Annotated in this window: 9 protein-coding genes and 6 pseudogenes; 7 read left to right on the plus strand and 8 right to left on the minus strand. The window is 68.3% G+C overall.

From position 1 onward, the window contains the following. Positions 1–302: 302 nt before the first annotated feature. A pseudogene (locus tag ABZ818_RS27675) lies at positions 303–483 on the minus strand (ATP-binding cassette domain-containing protein); the annotation flags it as partial. 148 nt (positions 484–631) lie between these two features. Between ABZ818_RS27675 and ABZ818_RS27680 the strand changes: the two are divergent. Both ABZ818_RS27680 and ABZ818_RS27685 read left to right on the plus strand, forming a co-directional pair. Beyond that, a complete protein-coding gene (locus ABZ818_RS27680) occupies positions 632–1,840 on the plus strand; it encodes an ROK family transcriptional regulator (RefSeq protein ID WP_361420088.1) in 1,209 nt (402 codons plus the stop codon). 544 nt (positions 1,841–2,384) lie between these two features. After that, positions 2,385–3,214 (plus strand): annotated as a pseudogene (locus tag ABZ818_RS27685) (IS5 family transposase). Between the two features lie 26 nt (positions 3,215–3,240). On the opposite strand, the pseudogene ABZ818_RS27690 reads toward ABZ818_RS27685, so the two are convergent. Both ABZ818_RS27690 and ABZ818_RS27695 read right to left on the minus strand, forming a co-directional pair. Beyond that, positions 3,241–4,697, minus strand: a pseudogene (locus ABZ818_RS27690) (NF041680 family putative transposase). Between the two features lie 228 nt (positions 4,698–4,925). Next, positions 4,926–5,561, minus strand: coding sequence for a TetR family transcriptional regulator (locus ABZ818_RS27695; protein WP_361420091.1), 636 nt, complete (start codon positions 5,559–5,561; stop codon positions 4,926–4,928). A 61-nt stretch (positions 5,562–5,622) separates the two neighbouring features. On the opposite strand from ABZ818_RS27695, the gene ABZ818_RS27700 reads away from it, so the two are divergent. Both ABZ818_RS27700 and ABZ818_RS27705 read left to right on the plus strand, forming a co-directional pair. Next, positions 5,623–6,465 (plus strand): methyltransferase domain-containing protein, encoded by an 843-nt coding sequence (locus ABZ818_RS27700; protein WP_361420094.1) that lies wholly within the window; start codon positions 5,623–5,625, stop codon positions 6,463–6,465. Positions 6,466–6,492: 27 nt separating this feature from the next. Then, positions 6,493–7,083 (plus strand): annotated as a pseudogene (locus ABZ818_RS27705) (IS5 family transposase); the annotation flags it as partial. 22 nt (positions 7,084–7,105) lie between these two features. Here the strand turns inward: ABZ818_RS27705 and ABZ818_RS27710 are convergent. Beyond that, positions 7,106–7,294, minus strand: a pseudogene (locus tag ABZ818_RS27710) (hypothetical protein); the annotation flags it as partial. A 290-nt stretch (positions 7,295–7,584) separates the two neighbouring features. Here ABZ818_RS27710 and ABZ818_RS27715 point away from each other — a divergent pair. The 3 genes and pseudogenes from ABZ818_RS27715 (at position 7,585) to ABZ818_RS27725 (ending at position 13,136) form a co-directional block, all read left to right on the plus strand. After that, entirely contained in the window at positions 7,585–8,007 is a 423-nt protein-coding gene (locus ABZ818_RS27715) for a teichoic acid biosynthesis protein C (RefSeq protein WP_361420126.1), read from the plus strand. A 108-nt stretch (positions 8,008–8,115) separates the two neighbouring features. Beyond that, positions 8,116–9,093: pseudogene (locus ABZ818_RS27720) on the plus strand (IS1380 family transposase); the annotation flags it as partial. Positions 9,094–9,338: 245 nt separating this feature from the next. Beyond that, positions 9,339–13,136 (plus strand): beta-propeller fold lactonase family protein, encoded by a 3,798-nt coding sequence (locus tag ABZ818_RS27725; RefSeq protein ID WP_361420097.1) that lies wholly within the window; start codon positions 9,339–9,341, stop codon positions 13,134–13,136. Positions 13,137–13,597: 461 nt separating this feature from the next. On the opposite strand, the gene ABZ818_RS27730 is transcribed toward ABZ818_RS27725, so the two are convergent. From ABZ818_RS27730 to ABZ818_RS27745, 4 genes are all read right to left on the minus strand, one after another. Next, positions 13,598–13,747: a hypothetical protein gene (locus ABZ818_RS27730; RefSeq protein ID WP_361420100.1), complete on the minus strand. Its 150-nt coding sequence runs from the start codon at positions 13,745–13,747 to the stop codon at positions 13,598–13,600. Positions 13,748–14,190: 443 nt separating this feature from the next. Continuing rightward, a complete protein-coding gene (locus tag ABZ818_RS27735) occupies positions 14,191–14,493 on the minus strand; it encodes a hypothetical protein (protein ID WP_361420103.1) in 303 nt (100 codons plus the stop codon). Positions 14,494–14,655: 162 nt separating this feature from the next. Continuing rightward, entirely contained in the window at positions 14,656–15,345 is a 690-nt protein-coding gene (locus ABZ818_RS27740) for a hypothetical protein (RefSeq protein ID WP_361420106.1), read from the minus strand. A gap of 478 nt (positions 15,346–15,823) precedes the next feature. Further along, positions 15,824–16,525, minus strand: a complete 702-nt coding sequence (locus ABZ818_RS27745) for a TMEM175 family protein (RefSeq protein WP_361420109.1) — start codon at positions 16,523–16,525, stop codon at positions 15,824–15,826. Positions 16,526–16,859 lie beyond the last annotated feature (334 nt).

Below are 16,859 nucleotides of genomic sequence, written 5' to 3' on the forward strand. Positions count from 1 at the left end.
GGGGAAAGTGGACTCATCGGGCGATTGCTGGTTGGGGTGCGCCGGGGTGCTGTCAGCGTCAGCGCCCCGCCCCACGTTCTGGGGTCGTCCGGCCGCAGATGCCGGGCTGGGGCCGGGACGGGGTCGGGGTCCCCTCGTCATGCGGTACGGGGGGCCTCCTGCCGGGACTGAGGGACACCCTCAGTGGATGGCTCCTAGCCACTCGCGGTTGACGCGGCGAGCAAACGCAGGAGCTTTACGTGCATGGACGGCCCCTCCCTCTGCGGTCCGACAGCGCCGGACCACGGTCCATCGGGCCACGGCGCATCGCCGCGGCCATGGATCTCACCGCCGTCCGGCTGATGCACGCCGGCGAGAACCTTGATCAGAATTGACTTTCCGAGGCACCGTTCCGCCCGAGCCGACAGTGCACCGCACCGGGAGTGTCTCCAGGTCACCGCCATCGAGTGCTCGGGCCCCGGGGAACGTCTTGACGCCCTGCACCCGCAACCGCGGCACGGTCACGTGGTTCCCCAAGGTGAGATCCATGTCCAGATTGGCTTTGTTTAGTCGCTGAACTTAGAGCGGGAATGTGGCAGTGTCAACACCTATGAAGGGTGGAGACTCGGCAGGGCCCGGGAACAGAGAAGTCATGGCCAGTCCAGCCCGGCAAGAAAGCCTGCGGACCCGAAACCTGTCGCTGGTGCTCAACCAGATCGCCGGCGCGGCGGAACCGGTGTCGCGTGCCGACGTGGCAGCGGCGACCGGACTGACCAGGGCCACCGTCTCGGCTCTGGTCGACGTCCTGATCGAGGGTGGTCTGGTCGGCGAACTGGAACCACGCAAAACCAGGCCGACGGGCCGCCCGGCGACCGGATTGGTACTCGCCGACGATCGGGCGGCCGGACTCGGGCTGGAAATCAGCGTCGACTACATCGCAGCATGCGTCATCGACCTCGCCGGAGGAATCCGTTACCAGGAGGTTGTACAGCAGGACCAGCGGGGGCGGACCCCGCGCGAGGTGCTGAGCACCGTCGCCGACATGGCCGCGACCGCGATCACTGCGGCCGAGAGGCTGGACTTGACCGTGGCCGGTGCGGGCGTGGCCGTTCCCGGACTGGTCGACAAGGGGCTGCTGCGCCTGGCACCCAACCTCAGCTGGCGCGATGTCCACATCTCGTCCCTGCTCGCCCGGACCGGAGCTTTGGACGGGCTGGCGATCACGGTCGACAACGAGGCGAACTTCGCCGCGCTGGGCGAACTGCGCATGGACCGGGGCGCCGTGCCCACCGATTTTCTGCATGTCTCGGGCGAGATCGGGGTGGGCGCCGGCATCGTCATGGGCGGTGCGCTGTTTCGTGGCGAGCACGGCTGGAGCGGTGAGATCGGGCACATGGCCATCGGGATGGACGGACCACCATGTCAGTGCGGCGCCCACGGCTGTCTGGAACAAGTGGCCGGACAAGAGGCCATCCTGCGGGCTGCCGGACTCCCCCTGCGGGCCGCCACCTCAATGGGGGGACAGGCTACCGTCGGCCGCATCGTGCAGGCGGCCGAGGCTGGCCATTGGCAAACCCTGGCGGCGCTCAGGCGGGCCGGCCGCGCTCTCGGCATCACGATCGCCGGGGCCGTCAAACTCCTTGACATCGGCTGCGTCGTGCTCGGCGGCATCTACGCACCGCTGGGGCCCTGGATCCAGCCAGAAGTGCAGCGTGAGGTCGATCTTCGGGTGCTGTCCTCATCCTGGTCTCCGGTCCGCGTCCGGATCTCGCTCGCGGGCACCGACGCCTCCGTGCTCGGGGCCGCGAGTTCGGTCATCCGGACCATCATCGATGACCCGTCCACATGGTTGCGCAGATAGAGATCGAGCATTGACGGGAACCGCCGCCGCACGATGGCAGAGTCGATTCGGAACCAGCCAGCCGATGTCCCCGGCCGCGTCCGCGTGGGACTGGATCTGCTGGAGGGCTCGGGTGAACACGCCGATCAGGGGGCCCACGTGGTGCCAACACGCCTCCTTGCGCCGCCGGACGATGCCTGTGAGGGCCTCCGGCACGACGCGATTTGCCAGAAACGACGTGATCTCGGCGCGGTCGTACGGGGGTGATACTCCGACGACAGCTCGTAGGCGATGCGGCGGACGGAGCGGACCGCGGCCCGGGGCTCAACTCGCCTGAACCTGCCCGCGATCCGGGCCATGACCTGGTCGAACATCGCCCTCCAGCGGGCAGGGCCTACGCCGTGACCTGCGGCCACCGCACGGTCTTCAGGAGTCCACACAACCCTTGAAGATCACGCGGCGGCCGTACCTGTTCCCCAGCCGGGTCCGCGACAAGATCGCGAGTCGGACTGCAGTACTAGGCGGTGTCTTCAAATGATCTTGGATGGTGGATCATGGACGGGTGATACGTCGCCATGAACTGTCGGATGCAGAGTGGGAGTTCGTGCGGCCGCTGCTGCCCGAGTCGTTGCGGGGGCGGAAGCGGCTGGACGACCGGACGGTCCTCAACGGGATCGTGTGGAAGTTCCGGACCGGGACCGCTTGGCGGGACGAGCCCGAGCGGTATGGGCCGTGGGCGACACTGCACACCCGCTTCCGCCGCTGGGCCCTGGACGGCACCTTCGAGCGGATGCTCCGGGCCGCGCAGGCGCAGGCAGACGCGGCCGGGGGCATCGACTGGCTGGTGTCGGTCGATTCCACCGTCGTCCGCGCCCACCAGCACGCCGCCGGGGCCCGAAAAGGGGGCTCCGCAACCCCGCCCTCGGACGCTCCCGAGGCGGCCTGACAAGCAAGATCCATCTCGCCTGCGACGCACTTGGCCGGCCGCTCGCCTTCACCGTCACCAGCGGGAACACCAACGACTGCACCCAGTTCACCGCCGTGATGGACGCGATCCGGGTTCCCCGGCTCGGCCCAGGACGCCCCCGCCTCCGGCCCACTCACGTGCTGGACGACAAGGGCTACAGCTCCAGGGCCATCCGGACCTGGCCCAGGCGGCGGGGCATCACCCACACCATCCCCGAACGAGCCGACCAGATCCGTAACCGCCTGCGACGGGGCAGCGCGGGCGGGCGCCCGCCGGTCTTCGACAAGCAGCTCTACAGGCGGCGCAACGTGGTCGAACGCTGCTTCAACCGCTTGAAGCAGTGGCGAGGCATCGCCACCCGCTACGACAAAACCGCCGAGTCCTACCAAGGTGCCGTAACCCTCGCCTCGCTCCTGATGTGGGCATGACATTTGAATAACTCCTAGCTTGATCTTTAACCTGTGCGGCGTGGTCGTGAGGTCGTTGACTTCTTCGTTCTCGGCTTCGCAGTGCCTGGTTTGCGGACTGTGTGCACGTCGTGTCGCGGAGTGGGCCGGGTGTTCTTGCGTCCGGGCGGCCGTCCTGGACCAGGGCGAGTAGGTTTCGGCGCCTGGGCGGGACAGGCGGCTTGCGGGCGCAGGTGCCGAAAGTCACGGCGGACGCGGGCGGGGGTGAGCCTGTCCGGCGGGCTCGGCTTCTCCCACGGCCGGCGCAGGTCGGCCGCCAGCGGGCGGGCCAGCCGCAGCTGGGTGTAGACGGCCAGGATCAGCCAAGTCCAGCGGTCGGCCGCCTCAGGAGAGCGGATCTTCGGGCTGGTCCAGCCCAGGGTCTGCTTGAACAGCCGGAAGGTGTGCTCGATGTCGAAGCGCCGCAGGAAGGCCTGCCAGAGCAGATCGATCTGGGCGGCGGTGGCGTCGGTGCCCGACCACCACAGCCATACCGGCTTCGGGGTGGCACCGCTGGGCAAGCGGTCGACCTGCAGAAGGATCACGGTGCCCTCGATCACCGGCAGCATGCCCAGTCGACGGCCCACGCCGAGCGATGGGTCAGCCTGGGATGGAGCCGGTCCCAGGCCCGTGCGGTGGCTGTGCCATACAGCCGGGTGGCGGTCACGGTCGCCGCATCGGGGGTGTTCCAGGTGGCGGGGTCATCGAAGACGAACTCGCCGCCGTGGCGGGGTGGGCGGCCCCGAGTGCCCGGGTCGCGGGGCGGGACCGCGCGACGCAGGACACGGTCCGAGCGCATCCGGCTCAGCACCTGCACCGGCAGGTCGTTGAGGAGGAAGGCCAGGCGGGGCACGTCGTATCCGGCATCCACCACAATCAGCACGTCCGGGTCACCGGGGCGCCATTGCCCGGCCTCGATCAGCCGCTCGGCCAGCTCGCGCATCTGCCGGGCGGTGACGGCGGCGGCATCATCGCCCGGAGCCAGCCGCCGGGCATCCCATGGCGCGGTCCATGAACTGCGGCCCGCCTCCAACGCGCAGATCACCGAGTAAGGCCAGCCGGAGACGGGGATGTGCTGGTCCTTGCCGCGTCCGTAGGTGTGACACAGGATCCGCTGCGGTGAGGTGTGGGCGTCCGGCCGCAGCCAGCAGGTGATGTCGGCAGCCAGTACCAGCCGGCCGTCCGCCGCCCGTGGCAGCGGTACCTCGGCCAGTGCCCGCCGCAGCCGGGAGATGTCCACCCGGCCCGCGGCCAGGGCGTCATACAGCCCGCCGTGTCCGCGGCGATGCTCGCCAACGAGGGAGAGTTCCACCAGAGAGCGAACCGGGCCGTCCGCACACAGCACGGCGTCGGCCAGCTCGAACAACGCATCCGCACGCCGGGTCAGGCACGAGTAGAACTCACCTCGGAAGCGTGACAATTCCGCGAACGGCTCCTGCCGGACAGCATGGTGCAACAGACTCATCCTCACGGCCTTCGTGCTGAGTATGTGCGTTCCTTGGGCGGAGCACATGGTCAGCCGAAGGCCACCTGCGTGTACGGCAGTTACCAACGCGGGTGATCAAGTACGAGACGACGTTCGAAGCCCGAGGTTAAAGATCAAGCTAGGTCCTGTCTCCTCGATCACGATCAGGGCCCCGATGCATCGGCGCTGACCGACTGCGGAACACGTTGCCCGCAAGGGCTGAGTTGATCAGGGCGCGTTGTCAGCCAACAGCTGAGAGCTGAGGGTGTCGTACGCCCATTGCTCCCACTTGGCTGGTGGCCACGCGCGGTCACGGGTGAGGACCAGGAAGAGCTCCGGGCTGAGGACGGCATAGATGATGTCCGCCGCCATTTCGACGGGGACGGAGGGGCGGGCGCCCGGCTTCTTTGTCAGGGACTTCGCCGCTGTCGAGATCACTGTGTACCGCGGGTCTGCCTGATCCGGCCACAACTCCCGGATCTCCGGGTTGGTCGCGGTCGCGGCACGGACCATCTCGTTGACGGCCGCGACGCGTTCGAGTGTCCTGCGGGTGCCGGCGGTCAGTGCGGACAGTGCGGTCTCGGCGGTAGGCGCGGACATGACCTCCACGAACCACGGTCGGTCCATGGTCGGCACGGGTTCGTCGTCGCCCGCGATCGCGACATCGACAAGTTCCTTGAGCAGCGAGGGCTTGTTCCGGAAAACGAAGTAGATCGTCTGCACCGCCACGCCTGCCCGGTCGGCGATCTCCTGCAACTTGGTCGCCCCGTAGCCCTGCTCGACGAAGAGTGCGCCGGCTGCCTCGATGATCCGCCGCCGCGTCTCTTGGGCCTTCTTGCCTTGCTTCCCCTTGCGCTCACGCATGACTGGAGTCTATATCTAGAGTCAATCTCTAGAGTTCAACTCTAGTTCTGGAGGGTGAGCCGTGCACACCATCGCCAACCGTCAGCAGGCAGAGGCATGGAACGACTGGGAGGGCATCCACTGGGCCGAACACCCCGAGCTGTACAACGCGATGATGGGCGCGTTCAACACCCCCCTGTTCGCCGCCGCGGACATCGCGGCTCAGGACCAGGTCCTCGACGTCGGCTGCGGCACCGGCCAGACCACGCGCCTTGCAGCACAACGGGCATACGACGGAAACGTCGTCGGCATCGACCTGTCCGCGCCGATGCTGGAACGCGCCCGTCGTGACACAGCCGCGGAAGGTCTCGACAACGTCACCTTCGAGCAGGGAGATGCACAGGTACATCCCTTCCCCGACCGCGGGTTCGATGTCCTTCTCAGCCGCGGCGGCGTCATGTTCTTCGCCGACCACATCGCCGCTTTCACCCACCTCGGGAACGCGCTCGTATCAGGCGGCCGACTCGCGTTCCTCGGCCCACGGCCCGGGGGCCCGGACAGCGCCTACGCCCGTGCGACCACCGCACTCGCCCCGTTCCTGCGTGAGGCGTCCCCCGCCGCCAGGGGCATGGGGTCGCTCCTCGACCCCGCTCGCATCCGCCACGTGCTCGCCGCCGCCGGGTTCACCGACATCGACGTGGCCCCGTTCCAGGCACCCATGACCTTTGGAGCCAACGCCGGTGACGCTGCCGACTTCATCTTCTCCATGGGCCCGACGCGCTACAACTTGCGCGATGTCGACCCAGCAACCATCACCCGTCTCCGTGCCGAAGTACAGGATGCGCTCACCGAGTTCGAGACCGCGGACGGTGTCCACATCCCCGGGTCAGTCTGGATCGTCACAGCGACGCGTGAGCATCTCTGATCGAGCAAGTGACGCATCGTCTCGGACGTGATTAGCCGGGGGGATCTGACGGACGAGGAGTGGGCGCTGCCGAAGCCGCTCCTGCCGGTGAGCAACAACCGATGCGGCCGATGGCGGGACCACCGTCAAGTGATCAACGGCATCATCCACCGGTTGGGCACCGGGGTGCAGTGGCGTGAGCTGCCGGAACGCTTCGGACCGTGGCAAACCATCCACAAACGCCACGCGCTGTGGTCGGCCGACGGCACCTGGGAGGTGCTACTGCAGCATATCCAAGCCCAGGTCGACGCCGAGAGCGGCATCGACTGGGACGTCTCGGTCGACTCCAGCGTGATGCGCGCCCACCAGCACGCTGCCGGAGCCCCGAAAGCGACTCCGCCCGCCCCGAGGCCATCGAAAGGGGCTGCGGAGTTCGCTTCAGGGCCTGCGGCCCCTGCTGGCGGAGGCGGTGCGGCAGGCGAGTGTCTGAGGCGCTCGCGCGGCGGGTTCACCACCAAGGTCCACCTGAGCGCGGAGGGCCGTTGCCGCCCGCTGTCGGTACTGATCACACCCGGACAGCGGGCGGACTGCAGGCAGTTCGAACCGGCCATGGACAAGATCCGCGTCCCGCGCACCGGGGTGGGGCGCCCACGCCGCATCCCGGGTCGGAATCGGCGCCCAGGTCCGGGCCACCGTGGGCGTGTACGACGAGGGAGCCGTTCCAGTGCTTGGGGACGGCGATCGCGTAGTAGGCGCCGTTGGCATCCTGGCCGTTGTAGCACGTGGCCTTGTCGGTCAGATCAGCGGGACATGCAGCGACGGTTGGGTGCTGGACGTTCGCAGCGGCCAGTGGGGCGCTGGAGAGGGTGCCGACGAGTACGCCCGTGGCAGCGACGGCCAGGGCTGTGCGAAACAGCCCGCGGACTCTCTTGCCTACGTGCTTCGCCGCGCTGCCGAGCGGTTCCGGCACCGAGCTGTGGATCGAGTGCGCAGCGAACACCAACGGGTACGGCACCGGGCTCGCCCCCATCCGTTACACCGCTAACACCACCCTGGGCTCGCCGGCTGCCTCGGCCGCCTACCGGCCGATCTCCCGGAGCCACCGAGTACACCTGCTCCGTCGACCCGGTCTACCGGCGCATGATCGTGCGCTACCACACCAGCGCCGGCAAGCGCATCGCCGTGTACCCTCTCTCCGCCTTCGAAACGCGCAGCTTCGGCTCGCCGCTGGTCGACTTCAAGCAGCCGACGATCTCCGGCACTCCGCAGGGCTACACCGTCTACGGCTCGTACATGTACTACCTGACGGGTGACGCGTACCCCGGCGACGGCACCCCCACCGGCGACGGCAACTCCTACGTCACCAGCATCGACATCAACACGGGCACAGTGAAGCAGGGCCCCGTCCTCACCAAGGCCGGCTCCACCCTCCACTACCGCGAGCCCGAGGGCCTGGCGATATACCGCACCGACGCCGGCGAGGCCCGCCTCTTCATCGGCTTCGCCACCGGCGTGGAGGGCGACCGACGCTCCAGCATCTGCTACAAGAACGCGCTGGTCTGAGCCGTGTCCGCCCGGCGGCCAGTCGTCGGCCGCCGGGCACCAACCCCCGGATCCCAGGCGACCGTTGCTGAGGTCCTTGTTCCCGCTCCAGCCGGAGGCACCTTCGAGGTGAAGCAGCCTATCGGGTCCTATCCGCGTGTACGCATCCGGGCCGACGGCCGCCAGGTCGTCTCTCAACCTGGTTCGGTCCTGCTCGTGGAGACGGTCCGCAAGGTTGGTCTTGACCAGGCGATATCCGCGGCTCTCGCCTCCCTGGCGCAAACCGCGGGTCATCCATGATCCGGGCAAGGTCCTGCTGGACATCGCGCTGACGGTCGCGCTCGGCGGGGACTGCCTGGCGGACATCGCCATGCTACGGGCCGAACCGGCCGTCTTCGGCCCGGTAGCGTCCGATCCAACCGTCTCCCGCCTCATCGACACCCTCGCCGCCTCGGGCGAGAAGGCACTGGACGCCGTCCACCGGGCGTGGCCCGAAGTCCGCTCACGGGTCTGGTCGTTGGTCGGCAGCCACGCCCGGGATACGGGCGGAGAGGTAACCATCGATATGGACGGCGTACTCGTTGTCGCGCACTCGGACAAGCAGGACGCGGCACCGACATGGAAGAAGACCTACGGCCACCATCCGCTGATGGGCTTCGTCGACCACGGACCGGAAGGGACCGGCGAACCCGTCGCCGCCCTGCTGCGGCCGGGCAACGCCGGCTCGAACACGGCCGCCGACCACATCACCGCCGCCCGCCTCGCCCTGGCCCAACTGCCCAAGCCGTACCGGCGCGGGCAGCAGACCCTCATCCGCACGGACTCCGGCGGAGGCACCCACGACTTCGTCGCCTGGCTCGCGAAGCGGGGCCGCTGACTGTCCTGCCCCGTCGGCTGGTCATCACCGACACCATCCACCAGCACGTGCAGAAAATCCCGGCCACGGCCTGGGCCCCGGTCATAGAGACCGACGGCGGGGTCCGGGACGGCGCCTGGGTCGCCGAACTCGCCGACGGCCGGCAGAAGGGCATGCGGCTGATCGTCCGCGAGGAACGGCCGCATCCCGGGGCCCAGCTGAGGATCACGGATGCGGACGGCATGCGGATCGACGACCAGGTCGTTGGCGCCAGCGGCGAAGGTCATGTTCGAGTCGATGCCAAGCCGCCACACCGCCACATATCTAAAGGGTAACGGGTCTAGCCCAGATGTGGGGACGTGTTCATGCGTACGACAGCGTGAACCGCCTTTCCGGTTGCTTGTGGCGAGGAGGCTCGCCACGGCCGGAGGGGCACGCTCCGGTCCCTCCCCGCACTGAGCGGGGCAAACGGAAGTCCACGGAAGGGACACGAACCGTGAGATGGACAGGACTCCTGCGCGGGCAGGAACGCAGGTCACGCAAGCCGGTAGTGGCGGCGGTCTGCGCCAGCGCGCTAGTCATGGGCGGCGGACTGGCGGTCGCCCTCGGCGGGTTCAATCACGCGGGCCCGCAGGGCGACGGCACCGCGTACACCCCCGCGGGCTGGCGGGTGACTCCGGCCGGTACGCAGAAGGCCGCCGGCTTCTTCCCGGCGAACGCAGTGCTCTCACCCGACGGCCGCGCGGTCGTCGTTCCGAACATCGTGCGCAATGCGCACGGCAAGCAGACCGTGCAGGTACTCGACGCAGTCGACGGCAAACTCCTGCAGGAGTTGGAGCTCGACACGTCGAACTCTTCCACGCCGCAGGGCGTGGCGCCGGGTCTGGCCTTCAGCCGTGACGGCAGCCGCGCCTACCTGGCGACGGCGAGCAAGAACGCGATCCTCGTCCTGGACTGGGACTCTGCCGCGCGCAAGCTGAGCGTGAACAGGTCCCTTCGTCTGCCGCAGGGCTCGTACCCGCAGAATGTGGCGGTGTCCCCGGACGACAAGACCGTCTACGCGACGGGCCAGTACTCCCGCTCGCTCATCGCCGTCGACGTGGACTCCGGCAAGACCCAGCAGGCGCCGGTGGAGCTGTACCCGTACGGGGTGACGCTCTCGCAGGACGGGCGCACCGCCTACGTCAGCAACCAGGGCGCGAAGACCGTCTCGGTCTTCTCGGTCGACGGTCTCACCCTCACCCCGCGGCCTGCGATCACGGTCGGCACCCACCCGAACGTGATGCTCCTGGATGCCGACCACCACCGCCTGTTCGTCGCGAACGGCGACAACGACAGCGTGTCCGTGCTCGACACCGACAGCAACAAGGTCACCGATACGATCTCGCTGGCGCCCTTCAAGGGGGCGCACGGCGGAGCGCAGCCCACCAACCTGACGCTCTCCCCCGACAAGACCACGCTGTACGTCACCAACGGCGGCAACAACGACGTCGCAGTGGTGAACGTCTCCGACCACGGCGAGTTCGGCCGGGTCAAGGGCCTCATCCCGACCGGCTGGTACCCCACCGGTGTGCAGGTCACGCCGGACGGCAAGCAGCTGCTGATCACCAGCGCCAAGGGCCTGGGCACCGGCCCGAACAAGGGCACCGACCCCTCGAACCCGAACAACTACCCCTACATCGAGAACCAGTTGCAGGGCTACCTGTCCGTCGTGCCGGTCCCGAGCGCCGACCAGCTCGCCAAGTACACCCGCCAGGTGCGCGAGAACAACGGCTTCGACGACAAGAACGAGGTGCGCGGCTTCGGCGACGATACGCCTGGCACCGTCGTACCGCGGAACGTCGGCGACTCCTCGCCGATCAAGCACGTGATCTACGTCGTCAAGGAGAACCGCACCTACGACCAGGTCCTCGGCGACCTGCACAAGGGCAACGGCGACCCGTCCCTGGCCATCTTCGGCAAGGACGTCACGCCCAACCAGCACAAGCTCGCCGACCAGTTCGTCACCCTCGACAACTTCTACGTCAATGGCGAGGTGAGCCAGAACGGCTGGCAGTGGGCCACCCAGGCCAGCTCCAACCCCTACAACGAGACGGCCACCGCGCAGGGCTACGGAGGCAACGGCTCGGAGTACGACTCCGAGGGTTACCACCCCGACGTGGCGGCCGCCGGCGCCGACCCCGACCACGCCTACCTGTGGGACAAACTCGCGCAGAAGAAGGTGCCGTTCCGCAACTACGGCCAGTTCGCGGTGCCGAGCACCTGGATCGGCAAGGACGAGAAGGTCACGTGCGCCAAGGGCGACTTCTGCGCGCACGACCCGCTGCTGAATGCCTCCACCAACCACACCTACCCGTGGTACGACATGGGCGTGAGCGACCAGCACCGCTACGACCTGTGGAACAAGGAGTTCCAGGACTACGTCGCCCACGACAACCTGCCCAGCATGCAGTTCATCGACCTGCCGCGCGACCACACCGCGGGCGGGGCGACGGCAAAGCAGCTCGTCGCGGACAACGACCTGGCGCTCGGCAAGATAGTCGACACCGTCTCGCACTCGAAGTACTGGAAGAACACAGCGATCTTCGTCGTCGAGGACGACGCCCAGGCGGGCCCCGACCACGTCGACGCGCACCGCACGATCGCCTCGGTGATCAGCCCGTACACGCAGACCGGCAAGGTCGACTCGCACTTCTACAGCCAGGTGTCGATGCTGCGCACCATGGAGCTGTTCCTTGGTGTCGATCCGATGTCGCAGTACGACGCGGCCGCGCTGCCGATGATCTACTCCTTCACCGACAAGCCCGACTTCACCCCGTATGGCGCGGTGACGGCGCCGAGCGTCACGACGACCGTCTCCGACCCGATCCTGAAGCCTGGTCAGACCGTCACGGTCACCGGCAAGGTCACCAACCCCGGCGGCACCCCGCTGACCGGTGCGAAGGTGCGGCTGACCACCCCGGCGGGGTGGAAGGCCACTCCGGACGGCCAGTCGGACCTGGGCACCGTCGCGCCCGGCGCGGACTCCACGCTGACCTGGAAGGTCGAGGTGCCTTCGGGGGCCACGCCCGGCCAGCAGCGGTTCACCGTGCAGGCGGACTACCCGATCAACGGCCACATGACCGGCTCGCAGCAGGCCACCGTGGAGGCCGTCGTACCGGACCCGCACATCGCGCAGGTGCCGCAGGCCTTCGTCGCGAACTTCTCCAGCAACAGCGTCTCCGCCGTCGATGTGTCGACCGGTAAGCGCATGGCCGACATCCAGGTCGGCTCGGCCCCCGGCACGATCGCCGTCAGCCCCGACCACACCAAGGCGTTCGTCGCCAACCAGGGCTCGAACACCGTCAGCGTGATCGACGTGGCCGCCGACGCCGTCGTGTCCACCATCCCGGTGGGCAAGACCCCGGCCGGACTCGCTGTCAGCCCCGACAACAAGACCCTGTGGGTCAGCGCCTACGGCGACAACGCGGTGCAGCCCGTCGACATCGCGACCGGCAAGGCAGGCGCGGAGATCGCTGTGGGCAGCGGCCCGGAAAACCTCGCGCTCACCCCGGACGGCTCCACGCTGTACGTCGCGAACAAGGGAAGCGACACCGTCACTCCGGTCAAGACCGACTCCCGTACCGCCGGTACGGCGATCAAGACCGGCAGCCAGCCGTTCGGCATCGCCATCACGCCCGACGGCAAGACCGCGTACGTGACCGACATGGGATCCGACGACGTCACGCCGATCGACCTCGCCACCGGTACCTCGGGCGACCGGATCAAGGCCGGTGCGACGCCGTTCAACATCAGTATCTCGGCCGACGGCAAGACCGCCTACGTGGCCAACACCGGCAGCGACAAGGTCACCCCGATCGACCTCGCGACCGGGACCGCCAAGCCCGCGTTGACCGCCGGTTCCGCCGCGAGCGGTGTCGTGGTCTCGCCCGACGGCGGCACGGTGTTCGCCACCGCGGCAGGTGAGGGCAAGCTCCTGCCCCTGTCGACCGCGACGGGCAAGGCCGGCACACCGATCCAGGTCGGCAGCTACCCGATCTGGGTCTCCTATGCCCCACCGGTCGGCTCCCAGCCGGCCATGCGGCAGCAGCCGCTCAGCCAGACCAGCCCGACCACGAACCCGTCGGTCTTCCCCTCCCTGGCCATGACGCCGGAAGAGCTTTCCGGGGAGCCGGACCAGGCTGACTCCTCGGCCCTCAACGAGGAGATCTGGAAGGCAATCCGCGGGCAGCACAGCAAGATGCCGGCACCGCAGTACCACATGTACGCGAACGTGCCCGGGGCCGAAGACTGACCCCGCGGTACTGACCGCACGGCAAAGCGGCGCCGCACTCCTTGGCGAGTGCGGCGCCTCGCCGCATGTACGTCGAAGCACAGCAAAACGCCGGTGAATGAGCCTGGCGAACGCTTGCAGAAACCGGGACACCGTCAGCCTTGATCCCGGACACGTCGCCCGGGGGCGGTCGCACACGGGCGGTTGTCGGATGGTTGTCGGTGGGGATGTCGGCCTGGTCCAGAACGGAGTTGTCACTTCGCGCCCCTGGTCGGATCGTCCCGGTCGGTGGTGCGGTCGGTGGTGCGGTCGGGGTCGTCGGCTGATCTGGCCCGTATGCGCGGCGCCCGGCAGGAGGCGCCCTCCGAGCACCCGCCCCTCCTTCACGCATCCCCCGGCTCGCGAATCGTTCACGATCTCAATCAGTTGTCTGATCAGGTACGGAGGGTCTACGGAACCTGGGCCAGCTGGTCCGCAGGGGGTCAGCTGACCGCTGGAGGGCGACTCGGTTCGGTGCCGTCTTCGACGAGGTCCCGCCGCGTCGCGTCGTCCCAGACGTTGAGTTGGAGGCGGGCGCCCTCGGTGGAGCAGTCCTCCTTGGAGTCCGCGCCCAGGACGCACCGCCCGAGCATGGCGGCGTGGGCGTGCCGCTGGAGGTAGACGGCCTTCTCCAGGAAGCGCCGCGATCACGCTGATGACCCGCCGTCTCACCCGCTCACCCGGGAAGTCCACCACTGTTCCGGACCCGGTGGCCTGAGCCGGCAACCCCTCGTCATCGATCACTAGGAAACTCTTCGTAGTAATCGCCGTACCGAGTATGCGACTCCGCTCACGGACGGCGGCGGCACTCACCGCGCCGACTGCTGGGGCGGCGGTCTCCGCTTTCGGCCTGCGCGGCGCCAGGCCCGCCGAAAGCCGGTACGACGGCGCGGAACTCGGATGGCAGGCCGGAGCCGAGTGGACGCCGCTGTGGATCGAGAACACCGCCAGCCAGCTGACCGAGGGCAGGCCTAGCAGACCGGTGGTGGGGGCGAGCAGCGCGCTGACCTGCCGTGATCGGGCTCATGGGTCGGGGCTACGGTCGGGGTGTATCGCCGGAGTAGTAGAGACGGCACGCGACGCCGGGACCGGGCGTGCGGGGTTCGCCGGGGCGCGGGTCGTACAGGGCGCGGCCGCCGGGGAACTGCCCGAGCTCGGTGGGCAGGGCCACGCCGTCGTCGACTTCCTCCGGCCGCCAGCCCGTGATGTCCAGCAGAAGGCCGTCCAGCGGGCCGCCTATGAGCGTGGCGTACGTCCGGTGCGGAAGCGGACCGGGGTTGGGGTCGTCGTGGTCGTGGCCGTAGACCCGGCCGCGCAGCAGCTGCTCATCGCCGTTCATTCGATCATCCTTGCAGCCGACACTGACAACGCGGGCTTGCACAGGAGGGCCTTGAGTTTGCCGCGATTGAGCCGGTTAGCTGCCACTTGGGGGGATGGCTGTCACTGTCTCCCGCGCGAACAGCCCGAAGTCGGCGCGGCTTCAGGCTGCGACGATACTGAATCAGCGGCGGGGGTCAGCCGTGGAAGGCAGGAACTTCGGCCTCTTCGCGAGCAGCACTCGTCTCGGCGGCTGGGGAGCCTGTGGCTCGGACACGGGACCGCTTCTCGGGGGTTCGTGAGTGCTGCCGTGGCGGAGGTGCGGCGACTGCTGCGATGCCGAGCCACTGTGGCCGGCGAAGGTGCTGTCCCCAGGACGGCCCGGCCGTACGGTGCGCTCACCAAAGCGGCCCAGGTGAAGACGACCGCCAGCCCCCTGGCCTCCGTCGATCAGCCTGGCCATACGGGCCGAGACGAGTATGTATGCGGCCCGGCTGCAAGCCGCCGGGGCGGCCAGGACGACGCCGCTCCGTGGGCGGGAGGCGGCGCCGCCTTCGCTCAGCAATGCCACGCCGCCTGCCGCCATGCAGGCCGGAACCAGGTCGGCCAGGCGCCGGGAAGCGGCCAGGGCGATGGTGAACGGGCCGAGGAACTCGATCGTGGCGACCACGCCGAGCGGGACGTTCTTCTCCACGGCCGCGAAGAACGCGATGTGATGGCCGGCGAGCAGCGTGCCCGCGCCGGGCATGGCCGGCCAGGCTGCCTTCATCCGGCCGAGTGCCGCGCGCCGTGGCCTCCACATCACGCACAGCAGCACGCCTGCGATCAGCAGGCGCAGGAACACCACTCCGGCAGAACCCACCTGGGGATTCACGCGGAGAGCGAGTGCCGCGCCGAACTGGATCCCGCAGACTCCGACCAGGACCGGACAGGGCGGGCGCCTTGCCCGCCACGGCCGAGAATCCTTGGGGCGCACTGCTCAGTTGCATCGCTTCTGTCCATGGTCGCAGGCCCTGAGCACGGGGCCTCGGTGCCGGCCGGTGTGGGGTGCTGGGTGCGGCAGGGGTGCCCGCGCCACTCTGATTTGTCTGCACCGGCTCCTACGGAGCCGCGTTGAATCGCTTCCTGCGGGGCAACAGCCTTGCGGTGATCGAAGTGAACCAGCCGGATCATTGGCGAGGTGAATCGCCCCCGCACGGCGTGACCAGCGCGTACCGGCCTTTGGCCGCTCTTGAGCAGCTTGGCCCAGTCCGCGTCACTCTCCTCTCGAGTGGCCCATCCATCCAGGGAGCCGGACACTTGGAAGACACCGCCCGCCTGGCCGACACCGTGCCACCGAGCGTCAGGACGCGTTAGACCGCACCGCTGCGGCCTCCCTCGTCGGCATGGGGTCCTGTATCAGGAGAGCCGTCCCGGCCGCCTGGCAGACCTTCGCTGGTGACGAAGTAGAAGACAGGGAGCACGACGAACACCGCGATCGCCAGCAACGGTGCGACGAACACCCCAAGGAGGCCGGCGACGGTGTAGGCAACGGCTCCAACCCCGGAACGAATCTGTCCGTGGCGTACGTACGTGTCCTCCACGTCAGGGTCCAGCAGCTCGGGTCGGCGGGCGATCTGTTGGTAGAAGGCCACCCAGCTCAGGCACATCGCTGCGGCGAGGCCGGCGTAGAGAGCGACGGCCACCCGCGCGTCGGAGCCCGTAGGGTCAGCCTGCAGTGCGTCCGCGACCACCGCTGTGGGGAAGGAAAGCGCCGCCGTGGTGAGCAGGAGAAACAGGTTGACAGCATGCAGTCCGCGGTCCATGGCCCTGATGCGCACGAAGGCTTGGTGGTGGTTGAGCCAGATCACCGAAACATAGCCGAAGGACGCCAAGTAGCCGAGGTAGGCGGGCCACTGATCCAGCAATGCCTGGCCAAGGCCGCCCGGCTTGTGCGGCGGATCAGCGAGATTCAGGACCAAAAGTGTGACGGCAATGGCGAATACACCGTCGCTGAAGGCCTCGGCCCGTGTGGTCTCGGAACGAGAGAACTTGCGAGAGTGGCTCCGGGGCAAGCTGGCTCCTGAAGTACTTGGCTCATGTCGGATTCGGACGGTTTTCATAGTCGGCGGCCTCAAGGGCTCGAACCGTCCGGCAGAGCTTCAGCCAACCACATGCGAGCGAGGCCCTTTGGCGGGCATTGCACCGAAGAGGCACCCTACGCCTCGGAGCGACGCGCGGCTCACCTTCCGTCAGGTTACCGGACTCTTGCCGAAAGCCCCGGCGTTCAAGCCGGGGATGAACGCATCTCAAGGTGTCGGCGTCGGCTGAACTCGGACCCACTTTGGGCGGTTGAATTCTGACCCGGTTGGTGTTGGTTCAGTCGTTGTCGGTTGTGTCGGTGGGGAC

The sequence above is a fragment of the Streptomyces sp. NPDC047453 genome (assembly GCF_040643155.1).
Lineage (GTDB): Bacteria > Actinomycetota > Actinomycetes > Streptomycetales > Streptomycetaceae > Streptomyces.